Below are 18670 nucleotides of genomic sequence, written 5' to 3'. Positions count from 1 at the left end.
GGAATACAACAATGTCCAAGAAGATCTTTGTCACCGATACCATCCTGCGCGACGCTCACCAATCGCTGCTCGCCACCCGCATGCGCACCGAAGACATGCTGCCGATCTGCGACAAGCTCGACAAAGTCGGCTACTGGTCGCTGGAGTGCTGGGGCGGCGCGACATTCGACGCCTGCGTACGCTTCCTGAAAGAAGACCCGTGGGAGCGTCTGCGCCAACTGCGCGCGGCGCTGCCTAACACGCGTCTGCAAATGCTTTTGCGCGGGCAGAACCTGCTCGGCTACCGCCACTACAGCGACGACGTGGTCAGAGCCTTCGTCGCCAAGGCTGCGGTGAATGGCATCGACGTGTTCCGCATCTTCGACGCGATGAACGATGTGCGTAACCTGCGCGTGGCCATCGAAGCGGTGAAAGCGGCCGGCAAACATGCGCAAGGCACCATCGCTTACACCACCAGCCCGGTGCACACCATCGATGCGTTTGTGGCACAAGCCAAGCAAATGGAAGCCATGGGTTGCGACTCGGTGGCGATCAAGGACATGGCCGGTCTGCTGACCCCGTACGCCACTGGCGAACTGGTTCGCGCACTGAAAGCCGAGCAGTCGCTGCCAGTGTTTATCCACTCGCACGATACTGCCGGTCTGGCGACCATGTGCCAGCTCAAGGCGATCGAAAACGGCGCCGATCACATCGACACCGCGATCTCCAGCTTCGCTTCCGGCACCAGCCATCCAGGCACCGAGTCGATGGTCGCTGCACTCAAAGGCACCGAATTCGATACTGGTCTGAACCTTGAACTGCTGCAAGAGATCGGCCTGTACTTCTACGCCGTGCGCAAGAAGTACCACCAGTTCGAAAGCGAATTCACTGCGGTAGACACTCGTGTGCAAGTCAACCAGGTGCCAGGCGGGATGATCTCCAACCTCGCCAACCAGTTGAAAGAGCAGGGCGCCCTCAACCGCATGGCCGAAGTGCTCGCGGAAATCCCGCGCGTGCGTGAAGACCTCGGCTTCCCGCCGCTGGTGACGCCGACTTCGCAGATCGTCGGCACCCAGGCGTTCTTCAACGTGCTGGCCGGCGAGCGCTACAAGACCATCACCAACGAAGTGAAGCTGTATCTGCAAGGCGGCTACGGTAAGGCGCCGGGCGTGGTCAACGAAAAACTGCGTCGTCAGGCCATCGGCAGTGAAGAAGTCATCGACGTGCGTCCGGCCGATCTGCTCAAGCCGGAAATGACCAAGCTGCGCGCCGACATTGGCGCACTGGCCAAGTCGGAAGAAGACGTGCTGACCTTCGCGATGTTCCCGGACATCGGCCGCAAATTCCTCGAAGAGCGTGCCGCCGGCACCCTGACCCCGGAAGTGCTGTTGCCGATTCCTGAAGCCGGCGGTGTGACCAAGGCGGGCGGCGAAGGCGTGCCGACCGAGTTCGTCATCGACGTCCACGGCGAGACCTACCGCGTCGACATCACCGGTGTCGGCGTCAAGGCAGAGGGCAAGCGTCATTTCTATCTGTCCATCGACGGTATGCCGGAAGAAGTGGTGTTCGAGCCGCTCAACGAATTCGTCAGTGGCGGCAGCAGCAAGCGCAAGCAAGCCTCGGCACCTGGCCACGTCAGCACCACCATGCCCGGCAACATCGTCGATGTGCTGGTCAAGGAGGGCGACACCGTCAAGGCCGGCCAGGCTGTGCTGATTACCGAAGCGATGAAGATGGAAACCGAAGTCCAGGCCGCCATCGCCGGCAAGGTCACCGCGATTCATGTGGCCAAGGGTGATCGGGTCAATCCGGGTGAAATTCTGATCGAGATCGAAGGCTGAGATAACCGTCGCGATCCAACGCTTTAAACCTCGGGGGGGCATGTGCTCCCCTTTTTTTTCATGCGGAATTTGTCCGCATCACCTGAGGCCTATGTGGGAGCGAGCCTGCTCGCGAAGAGGAGTGTCAGTCGATATTTATTCAACGGACAGATCGCATTCGCGAGCAGGCTCGTTCCCGCAGTGACGATGTTCAATCTGTCAGAACGCCATGCGCCATTGGCCCATCACGCCGTGAGTGCGGCTGTCAGTGCCCATCTCACCAGTGAGACCCACGCCGACCGTGTGATTGGCGGACAGTCCAAGGTCGAGGCCGGCGTCCACCGACAAGCTGTTGCGATCCAGCGCGGCACCGGCGATTTCAAAGCGTTTGCCACCCTTGACCAGTTGCTGGCGGGTGTCGCTTTCAATCTCGCCAAAGGTATGTTTCCAGCCAGCGCTGAAGCGTGGCGTCAGACTCATGCCGTTATCCAGCCGAGTGATTTTCGCCGTACGCAGGCCGAAAGTGCTGCTGAGGTTGTCGCGGGTTTGCCCAAAGACTTTCAGCGCCGCGTCCCCACCTTTTTCGCTGTAACTGTCGCGCTGGTAGCGCTGATAACCGAGGCTGGCGAACGGTTCGAGCGTCGAATTGTGCCGGCCAACATTGACCGCCAGTTCGGCAAAGGCCTGTTGGGTGTTGGCGTCGTAATTGCCCTTGAGGCGATCGCTGAAGCCGTTGAAGGCCACACGACGTTTGCTGTCACCGTCATGACTGGCATAGGTCGCCCCGAAACGCAGTGAGAACGGTCCGTCCTGGCGCACGGCGTAGGCACCGAGGTGCCAGCTGTCGAGGTCGCCATCGTATTGCCGGGCGTCAAGTTTCGTCTGCGACTTACCGCCAACCAGACCGACATGCCATTGCTCATCGAGCCGCCAGTCGGCGCCCATGACCAGACCTTGGGTGGCGTGTTTGAGGGTACTGTCTAAGTCGCGGTCGACCTTGCCGCCATGGCCCAGTGCCTGAATCCACACCCGTCCGGAGTCGGCACCGCCAGCCGCCTGACGCGGTGAGTTGCCGGAACCGTAGGCAGAGCCGTAACGGCTATTCAGTTGCTGCATCGCCGAGAGCATGCTCGCGCTCACCGGAGTGATGCTGCTCAGCGTGGCTTTGGCGAGGTTGGCGTTGCTGCCGGCCGCGAGTTGTTCGAGGGCGACGGGGGCGGTTTTTTTGTCGCTGGTCAGTAGCGCGGCAACGGCTGCGTTTGCGGGTTTAAGTGGCGCAGGAGCGGGCTGTTCGGCGGTCTCGTTAACTTGCGCAACAAGAGGTTCGTCCGGCATTGGCGATGGGACGGACTCCGTAACGGCAGGTGGTTCGACAATGCTTTCGGCAGCGGCACGAGCGTTGTCTGTCGTGGCAGCGCCCGCAAGCGGCTCACCGTTACGGGCGTAAGTCAGTCCGACGGATTTTTTGTTGTATTGAGGTGTGGCTGTCATGAAGGCCAGGTCGTTTAAGACCGTACCGAATTCACCTTCTACCTTGGCGGCTTCGATTATTTTGTACTGCTTGCTTTGCGGATATTCTCCCGGTGTTGCAACGATTTTCAGGGTTGCACCTTCCAGCCTTGCAGTGCCATCGACCTTGATCGTTTGACTGCCACCGGGAGTGACCTCATAAGCCAGTTCGGCGGTTGGGGACAAGCGCAAATCGCCTTTCACGCGCGGACTGCCTAGCACCTCATTGACGGTGAGCAGGCCGGCGACCTCCAGGCTTCCCACCACACCTTTACCGGCAAAGCTGCCACCACTCGCGACATACACGTCGCCCTTAATGCTCCCCAGGTTGGTCAACGCGGTACCGCTATTGACCAGCACGCCCTCCTTGAAGTCTCCCCTGGAACTCAGCGCCCAATCGCCCCGGCTGAGGAACAGGCCGTTGAAATTACGCGTGTCTTTCAGCTCGCCGCCTGCCGCTGCATCCAGGAACAGGACGTTATCTCCCCCGCCACCATCCAGCAGGCCGGTAAAGCTTGCGCCGTCCGTGAGCGTGATCAGATCGTTTACAGCGGTACCTTTAAACGTTTCTTCAGGGGTTTTAAAAGCGATGGGCACCGTACTTGGGTCGGTGAGAAATCCCTTCAGTCGTTCAAGCGCTATTTTTTTTGGGCTGGTTTCGGACAATTCAGTGACATTCGCTACTGCGGTTGAATCAACGACTTCAGCGGGTTGCTGAGCGATGGCAAGCTCCACGCAAGACAGTGCCAGCGAAATGGCCAAAGCCAGGTGTTTTGGTTTGAACGTGTGTCGAACGGACATTGAGTCGAGCCTCGGTTAGCAGGAGACCCAACTCTATTGATGCCCAAAAAAATCCGATGTCGGCTGCTTCCCGAAGCCTTGCAGGCGACATCGCATCGTTTTGTAGAAAATGACCGCGAGATCCGCAACCAGGATTTTTACTCGGCAGCAGCGGCTCTTTTTCCTACAACCATTCAAGACCCCGCCGGCTGTTCAACCCTCAAAAACTCATCTGCCACTGCCCGATCAAACCATGATTGCGGCTGTTGCTGCCGATCTCGCCGCTGTACCCCACACCCAGGGTATGCCGCGCCGAGATCCCCACATCCAGCCCGGCTTCCAGCACCAGGCTGTCACGATCCAGCGAGCTGCCATCGACACTGAACGCCGTGCCGCCGGTTATAAAGGCCTGACGAGTCGAGCTGCTGACATCGCCATAGGTGTGTTTCCAGCCAGCGGCCATGCGCGGTGTCACGCTCATGCCGTTGTCCAGACTGCTCAGGTGTGCCAGCCGCAGGCCGAAGGTGCTGCTGAAATTGTCCTGGGTCTGGCTGTCGACTTGCAGCGCGGCGGTGCCGCCTTTTTCCTTATAGCTGTCGCGGTGGTAGCGCTGATAGCCGAGGCTGGCGAACGGCTCGGCACTGAGCCGGCCACTGCCCATGGCGTAGCCGAGTTCGGCGAAGGCTTGCTGACTGTCGGCGTCGTAGTCGCCTTTCGGGCGATCGTTGAAACCATTGAAGGCGATGGTGCGTTTGCTTTCACCTTGATGGCCGCTGTACGCCGCTCCCAGACGCAGCGAGAGCGGGCCGTTTTGATGCAGCGCGTAGACGCCGGCGTGCCAGCTCTCGACATTGCCGTCGACGCCGCTGGCGTCCAGATCGGTTTTCGAATAACCGCCCAGCAAGCCCAGACGCCAGGCCGGACTCAGCGACCAGTCGGCGCCGAGCACGCTGCCCTTGGTGCGTTGTTCCAGACCACTGCTGCCGTGTTCGCCATCGAGTTTGCCGTAGCCGCCGATGCCTTGCAGCCAGAGACGGCCGCGCGCGTTCGGGTCATTCAGATTGCGCGCCTCGGACGGCACGCCATTGGCTGCCAGCACGGGGGTGTCGCGTTGATCGAGACCGACCATCAAACCCGGGCTGCCGCCCATTTGCTGCATCGCCGAGAGCATGCTGCTGCCGACCTGACTGCTGGCGCCGAGGGTGGCGCTGGTCAAATTGGCGTTGCTGGCGCCGGCCAGTTGCTCGATTGCCGCGCCGGCGCTGCTTTGGCTGGTATTAAGCAAGGCGTTGTACAGCGCACTGTTTTTGCCGATCGATGCCAGGCTGTTGGCGGCGTTTGTACCGTTGCCGGTCGTGGCGAGCTCATTAAAGGCTACGTCATTGCGGGTGTACGTCAGATCGACCTGGGTGGGTGTGTAGGCGAGGGTGGGCGTGAGGAACGCATAGTCGCTGCTGACCTTGCCGAAGGTGCCGTTGACCTGCGCCGCTTGCAGCACGGTGTAATGGCTCTGCCATGGATACGTGCCGCTGCCGGGATTCACCGCGAGGGTTGCGCCATTGAGATTGGCGATGCCGCCAACCTGTACCGGCGCGCTGCTGCCGTCGGCGTTGACGCCGTAGGCGAGGGTGGCGGCGCTGCCCATGGTCAAGTCGTGAACGATCGTGGCGCGGCCGAGCCCGGTGTCCGTGCGCAAAATGCCGTTAACGTTAAGATTGCCCACCGAGCCGCCACCGGCATACACACCGCCCGCGTCGACGGTCAGGTTGCCAGCAATGCTGCCTTGGTTGATCAGGGTAGCGCCGTTGCGCACCGCGCCGCCGTCGCTGAAATCATCATGGCCGGTCAGCGTCCAGGCGCCTTGCTTGACCTCCAGCCATTCGAAGTTACGACTGGCGCCGAAGCTGCCACCGGCCGCGTCGTCCATCACCACCCGGTCGTACCCGCTGCCGCCATCCACCAGGCCGACAAAGCGACTGCCGTTGCGCAAAGTCAGACTGTCGTTGCCGGCACCCAGATCCAGTGCCAGGCCATTGCTGCCAGTGATCGTGCCGCCGTTGATGACGCTGTCGGCGAACTCGCCGACGAGCTTCACGCCGAAACCGTTGAGGCCTTGAATGGTGCCGAAGTTTTCCAGTCTGGTCGCCGCCAGCCCCGAGCCGCCGCTGCCGTCGTCCACCAGAATGGCGCTGTCGGCACCGCTGATCAGTGCACTACTGGCGTTGAGAATGTAACCACCACCCAGCGCGATACCTTCGCTGCCGTTGGCGAAACCGCCCTTGTCGACACCGCCGGCACCGACGCCCTGAATGGTGCCGTAGTTTTCGACGTGGGCGATCTTGTCGATGTCCACGCCATCGCCGTCACCGTTCGCTTGCAAGCCTGAGTAAGCTCCAGTGATGGTGCCGTGGTTAATCACCGTACCATCGCCGTCGGAACCGAACCCGGAACCGTTGCGGCCGGTGATCTGCCCGTAGTTGATCAGCGTCGCGCCAAGGTCGGTAGTGATGCCATGCCGGCCACCGGAAATCACTCCGTAGTTAGTCACGCTGACGCCGCTCGCGGAATCGATATCGATGCCGTCGAATTTCTCGTCGGCATTGTGCGAATCCCCAGTGGAAATCTCGCCGTAGTTAGTGATTGTCGCGTTGGCGCCGGTCTTCATGCCGTCGCTGGCGTCGCCGCGAATCAGCCCGCCGGCGCGGTTGATAATGGTGGTCTTCACACCGTCACTGCGCAGCGCATCGAGGTCCAGCCCTTGGCCGGTGGTCGAGCGAATCACGCCGCTGTTGTCGATCAACAGACTGCCGCTGACAAAATTGCTGTCGATGCGCAAAGCGTCGTTGGCGCCGAGAATCTGCCCGCCGCTGCGGTTGTAAATCGTGTAGTTGCGCGACTGGGTCAGGTCGCCGCTGCTGTCGATGGCCCGGCCACCGCTGGAAACGATTTTGCCAGCGTTATCGATCACCACACCTGCGCCACTGGTCTTGTCTTTCAGGCTCACAGCCTTGCCGCTGTTGGTGATGCTGCCCGGCGCGGAAATCGTTAGCGTATCGCTGCCTCCCAGCGTTTGCGCTGCCGTGGTGGCGGTGTCGATCTGCACGGTTTTGCCGTGGGCTGCCGTGGCGGTGATCAACAGGGCAATGGCGAGGGACAGGCGCTGGGGCGGGAACGGCATGAGTGGACGGCCTTCTTGTTATAAGCGGGCCGTCCTGTATAGCGAAGGGTTTTTACAGAATGATGTCGGTTGCTGATCTGCATTGTTTTGCATTCAGATTTCGCTTGTCAGGAGTAAATCTGCATTTTGTTGCAGATTTTGGCGTTCTATCAGGCTTTGAATGCACTACATTGCATCCGGCATCAATGAAGGCTCTGTTGAAATGTATTTAAAAGTAGAGGAAATGAAAGCGTGGGATCTGCAATGAGCCTGACGGTAGCTGAGCGCATGGCGCTCATCGAAAGCATCCAAGAAGCGCTGGCCGACGGGACATTGGACATCAGCGAAGCCGTCCGCCGTTTACGAGTGGAGGTGACAGGGCTGCATCAAATCCAATTCGCTAAGATGTGCAAAATTTCGGTCCGCACGTTGATACACATAGAGCACGCTGAGGGTAATCAGACGTTGAGGTCGTTGGACTCAATATTCCGATTGTTTGGCCTGAAAATGGGCGTCGTGCGGGTACGCCGAGAGACCAATTAAAACCCGACGCAGCCCGCAATGTGCTGATCGCCCTAGCTACGCCGCACATATGCCTTTCCATAATGGCGTTCCATTTTCGCCTGAATCAACTCCAGCCCGATCGACATCAGCCAGTAAATGATCGCCGCCGTCGTCAGCATTTCGATATAGCGGTAGCTTGAGCGCCCGTATGACTGGGCGAGAAACATCACTTCCCAGACGCCCATCACCGAAATCAGCGACGAGTCCTTGAGCATCGAGATGAACTGGTTGGTCGTGGGCGGGATGATCGTGCGCATCGCTTGCGGCAGGGTGATCCGCCAGAAAATCACTGTCTCGCGCATCCCCAATGCCAGCGATGCTTCGCGTTGGCCGTGGTCGACCCCGAGGATGCCGGCGCGAAAGATCTCGCTGAGATAGGCGCCGTAGTTGAGCGACAGGGCGATGATGCCTGCGACGATGGCGCCAGGCACGATGCCCAGTTGCGGCAAGCCCAGGTAGATCAGCAGGATCTGGATAAGCAGTGGCGTGCCGCGAAAGAACGAGGTGTAAAAACTGGCGATGCCGAACGCCACGGCGCTTTTCGACAGGCGTGCCAATGCTGTGATGAAGCCCAGCAGGGACGAGGCGACAATCGAGCATGCACAGAGGAAAAGCGTCAGCGCCGCGCCTTGCAAAAAGCCGTTGGGCGCCAGGTGCAGGCCGACCAGATTGGGCAGTTTGTCGAGGATGATCGAGAACTTCAGGTCGAAGCTCAGGAAGAACCCGGCGAACAGGCAGAACAGCGCAGCCCATGTCAGGTACAGCCGCGTACGAAAACCGAACAATCGCTGCAGGCGTGATTCAGCTACCGGTTGTGGTGGCTGTGGCGGTGTCGGGAAAGAAGTCATTGGCTGATATCAGCGCCGATCCATTTTTGCGACAGCTTGCTCAGCGTGCCGTCCTGTTTCAGTTGCGCGAACACCTCGCGCACTTTGGCGTCCCATTGCGCGTCACCCTTTTCGATGGCCACCGAGTTCGGCTCCGAGTACAGCGCCGGACCCGCCAGTTTGAAGCGCTTGTCCTGGTTCAGGCGTGGCTGCGCGGTGACGAGGTTGGTGAGGATTGCATCCAGGCGCACGCCGGCCCCCAGCCCCAAATCCTGAAAGGCGACGTTGTCGGTATCGTACGGGGCGATCTGCACGTCTTCGAACGGGTACTGCAACTGCGTGTCTTCCGCGCCTTCGATAACCAGGTTCTTGTTCAGATAGCTTTCGTAACTGGACGCGCTGGTGAGGCCGACTTTTTTGCCACTCAGATCCTTGGCATCGTGGATCCGCTCATCCTTGGCGTTGACCACGATCACTGCTGGCGAGGCGTAGTACTCGACCGGGAAATCGAATACTTCTGCGCGGGCCTTGCTCGGTGTCATCGAGCAGATGCAGATGTCGTAGCGCCCGCTCCAGCGGCCGGCGGCAATGACGTCCCACGACGGCGTTTCGAGTCGTAGCTTGACGCCCAACTTGTCAGCTACGGCTTTGGCGACGTCCACGTCGAAGCCATCGAGCTGGTTCTGGTCATTGAGAAATGAGAACGGTGGATAGCTTTCCATCAGCACGCCGACCAGTTCTTTCTTTTGCTCAATTCGATCCAGCGTAGTGCCACCAAAGGCTTGTGTGGAGGCGGCCAGAATCATCAGGCCCAGGGCCAGTAGCGGTTGAAATTTCACAGTCGATCCCTGAGCAAAAAAGAGGTTGTTTTTAACGGAATGGTGCGTATTAAATAGTTATAAGAACGACTCTGATAGTGAGTTATTTTCATAAGCATATGAGTGAAAAGCATATGGGCGCAGGCAGCACGATTATTCTCGATGGCGGCATGGGCCGTGAGTTGCAGCGCGCCGGGGCGCCATTCCGTCAGCCGGAATGGTCGGCGCTGGCATTGAGCGAAGCACCGCAAGCGGTCGAGGCGGTTCATGCTGCGTATATCGCCAGTGGCGCTAATGTGATTACCACCAACAGTTATGCCGTGGTGCCGTTCCATATTGGCGAAGAGCGCTTCGCCGTTGAAGGGCAGGCGCTGGCGGCGTTGGCCGGTGAACTGGCACGGCGTGCGGTGCAAGCCTCGGGGAAATCCGTGCGGGTGGCCGGCTCATTGCCGCCACTGTTTGGTTCCTATCGTCCGGATCTGTTCAGCGCCGACCGAGTGGCCGAGTTGCTGGCGCCCTTGGTCCATGGCCTGGCACCGCACGTTGATCTGTGGCTGGCGGAAACCCAGAGTTCGATCATCGAGGCGCGTGCCATTCATGCGGCACTGCCGAAGGATGGCAAACCGTTCTGGTTGTCATTCACCTTGAAGGACGAAGACACTGATGACGTGCCGCGCTTGCGCTCCGGTGAGCCTGTCGCCGAAGCCGCTGCGGTGGCGGCCGAATTGGGTGTCGAAACATTGTTGTTCAATTGCAGTCAGCCGGAAGTGATTGGTGCCGCGATTGATGCTGCGCGTGAAACCTTCGAGCGTCTGGGGGTGAACATTCAAATTGGCGCTTACGCCAATGCGTTTCCGCCGCAGCCAAAAGAAGCCACGGCCAATGACGGGCTCGATCCGTTGCGTGAGGATCTGGATCCGCCGGGTTACTTGCATTGGGCGATTGATTGGCAGCAGCGCGGCGCCAGCCATTTGGGCGGTTGCTGCGGAATCGGGCCGGAACACATTGCGGTGCTTGCGCAAAAGCTCGGCTGACAGCAGAGCAACAGATCGCCGCCTTCGGCAGCTCCTGCATGGGATTTAATTCACCCTATAGGAGCTGCTGCAGGCGGCGATCTTTTGTTTTCAAGCAATCAGGAGCGACACTCAACCAAGCCTTTCACCTGCCCGTCGGGCGTCTGATTTTCATCCGCCAGCCATCGCTCGAAACCTGCCGCAATCGCCGGCCACTCGCCATCCAGAATCGAGTACCACGCCGTGTCGCGGTTCTGGCCCTTGACCACCATGTGCTGGCGGAACACGCCCTCGAAGCTGAAGCCCAGTCGTTCGGCGGCGTACTTGGAGCGGGCGTTGCCGTTGTTGCACTTCCATTCGAGGCGGCGATAGCCGAGGTCGAAGGCGTGTTTGGCCAGGAGATACACCGCTTCGGTACTTTTCGGCGAGCGCTGCATCGGCGCACCGAAGGTGACGTGGCCGATTTCGATACGGCCCTGGGCCGGGACAATCGACATCAAGCTGAGGATGCCTTGTACCTGACCGGTCGCGCGATCGATGACGCTGAAGAAATACGGGTCGCTGTGCGCCGCGTGGTTGTTCAGCCAATCGTTGAAAACGCTGCGCTGCGGGAACGGGCCGTAGGGCAAGTAATCCCACAGTTTCGGGTCGGCGCCGGGGCCCTCGAGTGCCGCGAACAAGTCGTCGCCATGGCGCACCGGGTCAAGTTTTTCCAGGCGAATGAAGCGGCCTTCGAGCAGGGTGGCGGTGGGGGCGGGGGCGCCTTTCCAGTCGGCCAGTGAAGTGGTCATGCATGCGTCTCCTTAAATGGCTTTGCGAAACTGGATGAAGCCCGGGCGCTCGGCGATGCGCTCGTAGAGCTGGATCGCGGTGGCGTTGCTTTCGTGGGTCAGCCAATGGACTTTGCAGCAACCGTCTGCCTTGGCAGCGGCGTAGACATGTTCGATCAGCAGGCGACCGACGCCAGTGCCGCGGGTGTCTGGTGCTACCAGCAAATCCTGCAGGTAGCAGGAGTTTTCGACGCTCCAGTTCGAACGATGGTAGATGAAATGCACCATGCCGACCGCTTTGCCATCGGCCCAGGCCAATGCCGCATGGGTCGGTTCGCTCGGGTCGAGGAAACGCTGCCAGGTGCTGTGTGTCACGGCGTCTGGCAGTTCGGCGTTGTAGAAGCGCAGATAGGCCTGCCACAGCGGCAACCACGCGGCGTGGTCACCGGCAGTGACCGGGCGAATGTCGATTGTGCTCATGCTGATTTCCTTAGCGCATCAATTGGGCGAGGGTTTGATCATTGATTTCCGGGCTGGCGGCCAACCCGTCGCGCACGCCGGCGATGTCTTCGGCGCTGCGGTTCTGGCTGAGCTTGCGCTTGCCTTCGAGGCGGTCGATGGGAATGGCGAAACCGACAATCGCCCGGAGCATGCCGTCGATGTAGTCGGCGGGCGCATCGGCGACGCTCCACGGCTGGGCCCGGCCAGCCTCATGGCGGTCGGTGAGGGTGCTGACAATGTCGAGCAGCCGTCCGCCATCGCTGAAGGTTTCGGCATGCCCATAGGCGTGGACGGCGACGTAGTTCCAGGTCGGTACGACTTTGCCGTGCTCGGCCTTGCTGGGGTAAAAACCCGGGCTGACATAAGCGTCGGCGCCGGAAAAAATCACCAGGGCCTCGGCGCCGTCACGCAAGTCTTTCCACTGTGGATTGGCTTTGGCCAAGTGCCCGTAAAGCGTGCCGTTCTCGCCCTGCTCGCAATGCAACAGCAGCGGTACATGGCTGGCCTGCAGGCCGTTTTCGCCATGGGTGACCAGCACGGCGAGGCGAGTATTGAGGATCAGCTCGTGCAGTTGGGACAACTCGTCGATGGCAAAAGCGCGCGGCGTATACATGGAGAAATTTTCCTTGGCGAATGCCTGCATCGTAGGCAGGCTATTGGTCTGTTGTAAGAGCCATTACCGACCAATTTCATAGGTCCATTGCCATGTCCGATTCGCCGACCTTGTCCATGCCCTTCAATCCGGCCGGTATTGAGCTCGATCGCCGTCAAGGTCTGAGCCGCCAGCTCTATCAGGCCTTGCGCTTGCGCGTAATCGATGGACGCCTGGCCAGTGGCACGCGTTTGCCGGCCAGTCGGGATCTTGCGGCGGCTCTGGAAATTTCCCGCAACAGCGTGGTGCGGGCCTACGATCAACTGTATGCCGAAGGTTTCATTGAAGGGCGGGTCGGGGACGGCACGTATGTCGCGCAATTGGCGCAGCCACTGACCTCGGCAAAAAAACTATCCACAAAAGTATCCACAGGCTTATCGACAGGCTTACCCACAACCTTATCCACAGATTGGCTGGATTTGCCTGTGATTTCATCCAGTAAAGTTATCCACAGCGGGACTTTTTCGCGCCTGGAAAACAACCATTTACCGCGTCCACCGAGCGGTCCGCCGAGGGCTTTTCGGGTCGGCGTACCGGCATTCGATCTGTTCCCTTTCGAGGTCTGGGCCAAGCTGAATGCGGCTTTCTGGCGTAAACCGGATTTGCAGCAACTGTGCTACGGCGATCCTGCGGGTGATGCGCGCTTGCGCGCAATGATCGCAGCGTATTTGCGCAGCTCGCGTGGCATGCAGTGCTCGGCTGAACAAATTGTGATCACCAGCGGCGCACAGCAAGGCATCAGCCTTTGTGCACAGCTGCTGGTGGAGCCTGGCGACGGTGTCGCGATCGAGAATCCGGGCTATCGCGCAGCCGGTCACGCGTTCGCTGTGGCCGGTGCTCGATTGCACGGGGTGGCGGTGGACAGCGAGGGCATTGATTGCGCCGCCATGGCCGGGCTCAGCGATTGTCGGGTGGCTTACGTGACACCGTCTCATCAATACCCGACAGGCGTGGTGATGAGTCTGGCGCGGCGTCTGGAATTGCTCGCGTGGGCCGAGCGCACGAACGGCTGGATCATCGAAGACGACTACGACGGCGAGTACCGTTACACCGGCGCACCCTTGGCGCCATTGGCGGCGCTCGATCAGAACGCACGCGTGCTGTACGTCGGCACGTTCGGCAAAGTCGCCTTCCCGGCATTGCGGCTCGGCTATCTGGTGTTGCCTGCGGCGTTGGTGGAAACGTTTTCGCGACGCCGCGCGGTGGACGTCCGCCATTCCGAGGTGAGTACGCAAGCGGTGATGGCCGAGTTCATGGCCGCCGGGCATTTCCAGCGGCATATCCGGCGTATGCGCCGCGCGGCGCTCAGCCGCCGCAATATGCTGCTCGAGGGCTGGCCACTGGGCCTGGCCGGTGTCGGTAACCTGCCGGCAGTCTCCGCCGGGCTGCATTTGACGGTGGCAGTGAGCAGCATCGAGCGCGAGCAGCAACTGATTGAACAAGCCGCTCGCGTGGACGTGGAAATCGGTGGCTTGAGCAATTACTGGCTGCCGGATTCGACCACGCCTGCGGCGCAGCGCGCCGGTCTGGTCCTGGGCTTCGCCGCCGTACCGGAACCTGCGATCAAAGCGGCGTTGAGCCGGTTGCGGCAGGCGTGGCTGGGGTAAAGAACAAGGCCTCGGCCGACTGCCGGGAAATCTTGCTGCGATAAATATCAATCAGCTCCTGATTGTTCAGATTGCTCGGCTCATACGCACCGCCCAGGCGTTGTTGCGCAACGGTTTTCATATGCCCTGCGGGGAAAGGCACGACGGCGGCGTCGGCACTTGGGTAATGGAAGTGCGCGTAACACAGCACCTTGTCGGTGTGGGCATCGCGTATTGCGTACTCATCGAGAAAATCATTGGCGTGACCGCGCAGGCGGCGGCGCGTGACGGTCTGGGCAATCGTCACTTGCTTTTGGTCCTTGAGCCACTCGACTCCCGCTGCGGTCGGTGGTCGTTGTTTGATCATTTTGATCCGCGCGCTGGTGCCTTTGTCTTCGAGCGTCTTCGCGGCCTGGTCGAGCGCGTGCCCAAGCGCCTCGGTGGGCGCCTTGAGATCAGCGGTGAGATTGCTGACCGTCAACGCCTCATCGATGGCGGCATTGGCTTTGCGCAAAAGGCTGGCCTGGCGGTGGTACTCCTCCTCGATCTCGACCGGGAGCCGCGTCCCTTGCTTGATCCGCGCATCCATCTGCCGATGGAATACCGCGAGACCGTCGAGCAAGGTCTGCCCCTCACGGACACTCTTATTCAACCCCGGCTTGGGCGTGATCGCCGGACGTGGCGGCGCTGGTGTGCCTTGTTCGACCCAGACCCCGGGTGATTCCTCGCGGAACGTGGCAATGACGCCGCTCAGCGTTGTCCGCACTTCAACCAGGTCGCTGTCCTGGCCGTCGGTAGTCTTCTTGCGTTTGCCAACCAGCGTGCCTTTGAGTTTGGTCTTGATGATTTTGTGTACGGATGCCGTTGCCGGTCGCGACGGACCGGGCTGTTGCTCCAGCAGATGTTTGTTGCGCAGCAGGTCGGCAAGTCGCTCGTCGGTGCGGGCCCTGAACGCGCTGACCCGATGGCGCACATGCTCCAGGCGAGCGCTGTTGATCTGCTCGGCATAGGTACCGAGCATGTCGGCAAAACGTTGATCGACCGCGGTGAACTGCTCTGAAACAGTGTTCAAGGCATCGATGCGCTCGCGCAGGTCGCTCAGGCTTTCATCGGCGGTCAGATTCAGCGAGCTCTGGATATTCAACGCAGCGTCTTCAAGGAGCGCTTTTACCGCTTCGTACGCGCGGGTACGCATCGCCGAGGCCCCAGGCTTGACGCTGATCTCCTGGCCAAGGCAGATCTGCAAGAGTTTGAGGTCGTTGAGGTTGTAGTTCGGCAGTGCTCGCTGATACGCGTGAAGCACCTCGACCGCTTCTTTGCCCAACAGGCGCAATTCATCGAAGCGAGTCTGGGCCGACTCCACCTTCTCGATGATGCCCTGCGACAAATCGGTCATGTTCTCGAAGGCCACGGTAAACGCCTGCGGTGCATGGCTGGCTTCATCCTCCAGCATCGTGGTCATCGTCTTCAACGTGGCCTGGTAATCGGCAGCTTGCTGGGTCAGCCACTCTTGCCCTAGAAACAGCTGCATCTCCAAGCGCTGGATCATGGTCGTACGATAGTTGGGCACGGTGTTCAGCGGGTTCAACGCCTTGATCTTTTCGATATTCGCGCCGTATGCCCTGGCCTGTGTATCGAGCGTGCTCAGGTAGTTTTTCAGCGCCTGTGCCTGCGCCTCCGGAGGGGCGTCGCGCAGGGCGACGTGGTCTGCGTCGAGCTGCGTCTGCTTGGCGTCCATCGTCTGGTCGAACGCCTTGATCTCGTTGGTCAGCGTGGTCGCGATTGCGGTTTTTTTCTCCCGGCTCTTTTTCAGGCGACTTTCGAGTCCGCCGCCGCGCAGGCGCATGCGCAGATCAATCACCCATTGACCACTTGCCAGATGACTCAACAGAGGCCCGGCACGTGGCGCGCGCCGGCGTGAGTCGGTGATTTGCACATCCCCGTGTTCATTGACCAGAACTTCGAACCAGCGCTGGCCGACCGGTGCGTACCATCGATTGTTGTGGGCGTGGAGGTACTGGTGCGTGCCGGCAGTGGCTGCGCTGCCGAGACCTCTGGGTCTGGCGATGTTGAACGTGTCGAGCAGCGCCGCCAGCGCCACGGGCGAGCGCTGCAACGCGGTGACCACGTTGATCGACATGGCGTGAGCTCCCGACAGTTGCGTGTCGGTTACGTCGGGCAACTGCAGCGGTTTGCTGATGGCCGGAGCGGGCTCGACGATCAGCGGGTTTTTTTTCGCGGCGCTGAGGGGTTCCGGCTGAGACTTGTTGCCGAAGGCGGCACGATGGGCGAGCACCATGCCCAGCGCGAGGAGGATATCGGCGATGGCGGTCCAGGCGGTCTCGCCGGATTGCTGATTGGCAACGTCGCTGACTTCCTGCAGGTCGTCCATGATCTGCCAGAGCCATGCGGCCATGCCGATACTGCGGCCAAGAAACGGCAACGCGGCATTGAACAGCATCCAGCCGCCGCTTTTCAGGGTCGCCCACCGCGCTTCGGCATTGGACACCGACTGCCGATCGGCCTGGGTGATGATGGCGTCGACATTGCTGCGATGCAGTGTCGCCAGCACATCGCTTTCAATCGCCGCGCTACTCAGGGCTACAGGCCCGGACATGTCGAGAGCGGTGGTCGGGTTGATCAACAGTTGCGGGATTATCCACACCGACGGCAGTTGGGCGGTGAAGACGAACTGGCTGTAATTGAAGCGCACGTCATCCGCAAGCCAAGCCAGTACCGACTCGCGCAGATGTCGCGAATGCTGTATCGCGTAGAGCAGATTGGCGTGACTGGAATATTCGAGCAAGACCATTTCGAACAACGGCCGATAGAGCACGCAGGGCCCTTTGCTCGCATCGCGCGGGCCGATGACGAACATGTTGTTGACCGTGTCTGCCTGCGCACTGCTGCGGTGCGCAACGAATGCCAGTGGCCGGATGACGATTTCTTCGAGGTCGACGTGACGCCCCTCGTCGGTGTTGGCCAACGCGGCGACGACATAGCGGTAACCCAGCTCACTGAGGCCGGCCATGCCCTGGATTTTCTGTTGCAACGCCAGCAACGGCAGCTCGCTGGCTAACTGGCTGGTGTAGAGCGTTTGCAGCACGGCAGCTTTGGCGCTGTCATCGATCAGCAGGGTTTTCAGGTGCTGCGGATAGGTCTTGCCGATGTCGATGGCGCTGACCAGTTTTTCCACGTAAGCCACACTTAGCCAGTCCGGTAATGCGCTGTCGTCCCTGTAGCGCAGGGTTTTGTTACCCAGCGGTTGTTCGGCGAGGTTTTGCAGGGCGAGTTCCGTCAGCGACAGCGTCTTGGTCTGGGTATGGCCGGGCAATACGAAAGTGCCCCAGACCACCAGGCTGGTGATGCTGATTTCGATCTCGTCGATCTCCACGTCGCTGGCCGTCGGATGATCTTTGCGCAGCTGTTGCGTCAGCGTATTGCGGGTAAATGTTTGCAGGCTGGCGACTTCGCTCTGAAACGATTGGCCGTGGTTGGAATGCTGCACCGTTGTCAGGTCCAGCAGGTGTCGGCTGTAGCGGCTTTGATCGTCGGCAGACGCACTGTCCAGCCACGCAGGCAGCATCGGCCGCAGTCGTTCGAAATGCGGCTCGAGACGCGGCGTCGGTTGCCGCGGGTTGCCGGCTGTCCCGGGGTGGGGGTAGAGCGGGTTAGACGTCGAGCCGGAAAAGAAATTGATCTCGCCGAGGGCTTCGGCCTCCAGGGCAATCAACGTGCACGCTTGTTGGTCGAAGAAATTACCCTGCGGTTCGACCAGCCGCCACTGGACGCTGGTGTCGGCAGCGCTGTGCCAGAAACGACTGGGCAGTGCTTCGCCGAGCTCGTCCAGCGAATCAAAGCACTGAAACCCCTGAATCACCGAGTAAGTCAGGATCAAGGTGCGTTCGGCGACCGTTCCGATCAATACCGCGGTGTCGAGCAAGGTCAAATGCGTCGTAGTGTCAGCGTCGCTTTGGTCGAGATCGATCAGGCACGCGCGGGTCTTGTAGCGGTCGGTCGACAAGCGCTGGCGCTGATCGGGGTTGTTGTAAACGGCAGCGGCCATGGCTAACTGGTCGGCATCCCAGCCAACGCTGGCATCAACGTTCCAGACGCCCCGTAAAGCATCCGACAATTGCTGCCAGCGCGGTTGGCCGGGATAGGTGAATTCGTCCCAGTAATTGACCTGTTGTTCTTTGTAAGCCACGAACAGCAGCGGTGCCAATTCATTGAGCAGGCATCCGATGGCGTCGATCTTCACCGGCAAGTGAAGGGTCGATTCAAGTTCGGGCCGCAGCGTCAGGAAATGTTCGCCATCGAGGTAGGTCACCGTTGTACCGGACAGCCCCAGGCGTACCAGTGCATCGCTCAGCGATTCGATCTGACTGCGCCCGGGGACGACCTGATCGTTGTCGATCAGCCAGGTCGGTCTGACGACCATGGCCTGTTGCGGGTCGATATCCAGGTCCGGGTACAACGTCTTCAATGCCGGGCGCAGGGTCTTCGTGGCGACTTCCTGCAGCGACGGGCCGGTCACCAGTTGGGTCACCACATCGACGGCGCTGGTGGGGGAGGTTTGGGGCATGGGGCATTTCCTGCTCTGATCGGGAGCGCCAAAAGGGCGGCGGAGCAGGGCAAGGTAGGCGGCGGATCGAGGTGGCGTGCGGTAGATACATCTTGCGCGCAAAAAAAGA

The 18670-nt window shown here is 60.4% G+C and carries 12 protein-coding genes; 4 read left to right on the top strand and 8 right to left on the bottom strand.

Annotation, left to right across the window (positions count from 1 at the left end):
• Window positions 1-11: 11 nt before the first annotated feature.
• Window positions 12-1820, top strand: a complete 1809-nt coding sequence (gene oadA / locus A8O26_RS01795) for a sodium-extruding oxaloacetate decarboxylase subunit alpha (RefSeq protein WP_064116499.1) — start codon at window positions 12-14, stop codon at window positions 1818-1820.
• Window positions 1821-2018: 198 nt separating this feature from the next.
• Here the strand turns inward: oadA and A8O26_RS01790 are convergent, their stop codons facing one another.
• Window positions 2019-4109, bottom strand: a complete 2091-nt coding sequence (locus tag A8O26_RS01790; protein ID WP_064116498.1) for an autotransporter outer membrane beta-barrel domain-containing protein — start codon at window positions 4107-4109, stop codon at window positions 2019-2021.
• 199 nt (window positions 4110-4308) lie between these two features.
• Window positions 4309-7266 (bottom strand): autotransporter outer membrane beta-barrel domain-containing protein, encoded by a 2958-nt coding sequence (locus tag A8O26_RS01785; RefSeq protein WP_064116497.1) that lies wholly within the window; start codon window positions 7264-7266, stop codon window positions 4309-4311.
• A 243-nt stretch (window positions 7267-7509) separates the two neighbouring features.
• Here A8O26_RS01785 and A8O26_RS01780 point away from each other — a divergent pair, with 243 nt between their 5' ends.
• The gene (locus tag A8O26_RS01780) at window positions 7510-7788 is read left to right on the top strand and encodes a helix-turn-helix domain-containing protein (RefSeq protein ID WP_064116496.1); all 279 of its coding nucleotides are present in this window, start codon (window positions 7510-7512) and stop codon (window positions 7786-7788) included.
• A 32-nt stretch (window positions 7789-7820) separates the two neighbouring features.
• Here A8O26_RS01780 and A8O26_RS01775 read toward each other — a convergent pair whose 3' ends face one another.
• Both A8O26_RS01775 and A8O26_RS01770 read right to left on the bottom strand, forming a co-directional pair.
• A complete protein-coding gene (locus A8O26_RS01775) occupies window positions 7821-8657 on the bottom strand; it encodes an amino acid ABC transporter permease (RefSeq protein ID WP_064116495.1) in 837 nt (278 codons plus the stop codon).
• Window positions 8654-9475: an ABC transporter substrate-binding protein gene (locus tag A8O26_RS01770; RefSeq protein WP_064116494.1), complete on the bottom strand. Its 822-nt coding sequence runs from the start codon at window positions 9473-9475 to the stop codon at window positions 8654-8656. Before A8O26_RS01770 ends, A8O26_RS01775 begins: the two co-directional genes overlap by 4 nt.
• A gap of 113 nt (window positions 9476-9588) precedes the next feature.
• Here A8O26_RS01770 and A8O26_RS01765 point away from each other — a divergent pair, with 113 nt between their 5' ends.
• Window positions 9589-10488, top strand: coding sequence for a homocysteine S-methyltransferase family protein (locus A8O26_RS01765; protein ID WP_064116493.1), 900 nt, complete (start codon window positions 9589-9591; stop codon window positions 10486-10488).
• Window positions 10489-10586: 98 nt separating this feature from the next.
• On the opposite strand, the gene A8O26_RS01760 is transcribed toward A8O26_RS01765, so the two are convergent.
• Genes A8O26_RS01760 through A8O26_RS01750 form a run of 3 tightly spaced genes read right to left on the bottom strand, consistent with a single transcriptional unit; the run spans window position 10587 to window position 12351 of the window.
• Window positions 10587-11258 carry a GNAT family N-acetyltransferase gene (locus tag A8O26_RS01760; protein WP_064116492.1) on the bottom strand — a complete coding sequence of 224 codons (672 nt, stop codon included), beginning with the start codon at window positions 11256-11258 and terminating at the stop codon, window positions 10587-10589.
• 12 nt (window positions 11259-11270) lie between these two features.
• The gene (locus tag A8O26_RS01755; protein ID WP_064116491.1) at window positions 11271-11717 is read right to left on the bottom strand and encodes a GNAT family N-acetyltransferase; all 447 of its coding nucleotides are present in this window, start codon (window positions 11715-11717) and stop codon (window positions 11271-11273) included.
• Between the two features lie 10 nt (window positions 11718-11727).
• Complete coding sequence (locus A8O26_RS01750; protein ID WP_064116490.1) at window positions 11728-12351, bottom strand: FMN-binding negative transcriptional regulator; 624 nt, start codon at window positions 12349-12351, stop codon at window positions 11728-11730.
• Window positions 12352-12443: 92 nt separating this feature from the next.
• Here A8O26_RS01750 and A8O26_RS01745 point away from each other — a divergent pair, with 92 nt between their 5' ends.
• On the top strand, window positions 12444-13997 hold the full coding sequence (locus A8O26_RS01745) for a PLP-dependent aminotransferase family protein (protein WP_064116489.1): 1554 nt from the start codon (window positions 12444-12446) through the stop codon (window positions 13995-13997).
• Here the strand turns inward: A8O26_RS01745 and A8O26_RS01740 are convergent.
• Window positions 13954-18561: a dermonecrotic toxin domain-containing protein gene (locus tag A8O26_RS01740; RefSeq protein WP_064116488.1), complete on the bottom strand. Its 4608-nt coding sequence runs from the start codon at window positions 18559-18561 to the stop codon at window positions 13954-13956. The two genes, A8O26_RS01745 and A8O26_RS01740, sit on opposite strands and share 44 nt — an antisense overlap.
• Window positions 18562-18670: the final 109 nt, after the last annotated feature.

This window comes from Pseudomonas fluorescens (assembly GCF_001648775.1).
GTDB lineage: Bacteria > Pseudomonadota > Gammaproteobacteria > Pseudomonadales > Pseudomonadaceae > Aquipseudomonas > Aquipseudomonas fluorescens_M.
The sequence above is the reverse complement of the archived record's forward strand: the minus strand, read 5'-3'. Positions and strand labels throughout refer to the sequence as shown.

Coding starts and splice junctions, on each gene's coding strand:
- A8O26_RS01755 (WP_064116491.1), bottom strand. CDS start 11,717: ATGAGCACAATCGACATTCGCCCGGTCACTGCCGGTGACCACGCCGCG.
- A8O26_RS01740 (WP_064116488.1), bottom strand. CDS start 18,561: ATGCCCCAAACCTCCCCCACCAGCGCCGTCGATGTGGTGACCCAACTG.
- A8O26_RS01775 (WP_064116495.1), bottom strand. CDS start 8,657: ATGACTTCTTTCCCGACACCGCCACAGCCACCACAACCGGTAGCTGAA.
- A8O26_RS01750 (WP_064116490.1), bottom strand. CDS start 12,351: ATGTATACGCCGCGCGCTTTTGCCATCGACGAGTTGTCCCAACTGCAC.
- A8O26_RS01765 (WP_064116493.1), top strand. CDS start 9,589: ATGGGCGCAGGCAGCACGATTATTCTCGATGGCGGCATGGGCCGTGAG.
- A8O26_RS01745 (WP_064116489.1), top strand. CDS start 12,444: ATGTCCGATTCGCCGACCTTGTCCATGCCCTTCAATCCGGCCGGTATT.
- A8O26_RS01785 (WP_064116497.1), bottom strand. CDS start 7,266: ATGCCGTTCCCGCCCCAGCGCCTGTCCCTCGCCATTGCCCTGTTGATC.
- A8O26_RS01760 (WP_064116492.1), bottom strand. CDS start 11,258: ATGACCACTTCACTGGCCGACTGGAAAGGCGCCCCCGCCCCCACCGCC.
- oadA (WP_064116499.1), top strand. CDS start 12: ATGTCCAAGAAGATCTTTGTCACCGATACCATCCTGCGCGACGCTCAC.
- A8O26_RS01790 (WP_064116498.1), bottom strand. CDS start 4,109: ATGTCCGTTCGACACACGTTCAAACCAAAACACCTGGCTTTGGCCATT.
- A8O26_RS01780 (WP_064116496.1), top strand. CDS start 7,510: ATGAGCCTGACGGTAGCTGAGCGCATGGCGCTCATCGAAAGCATCCAA.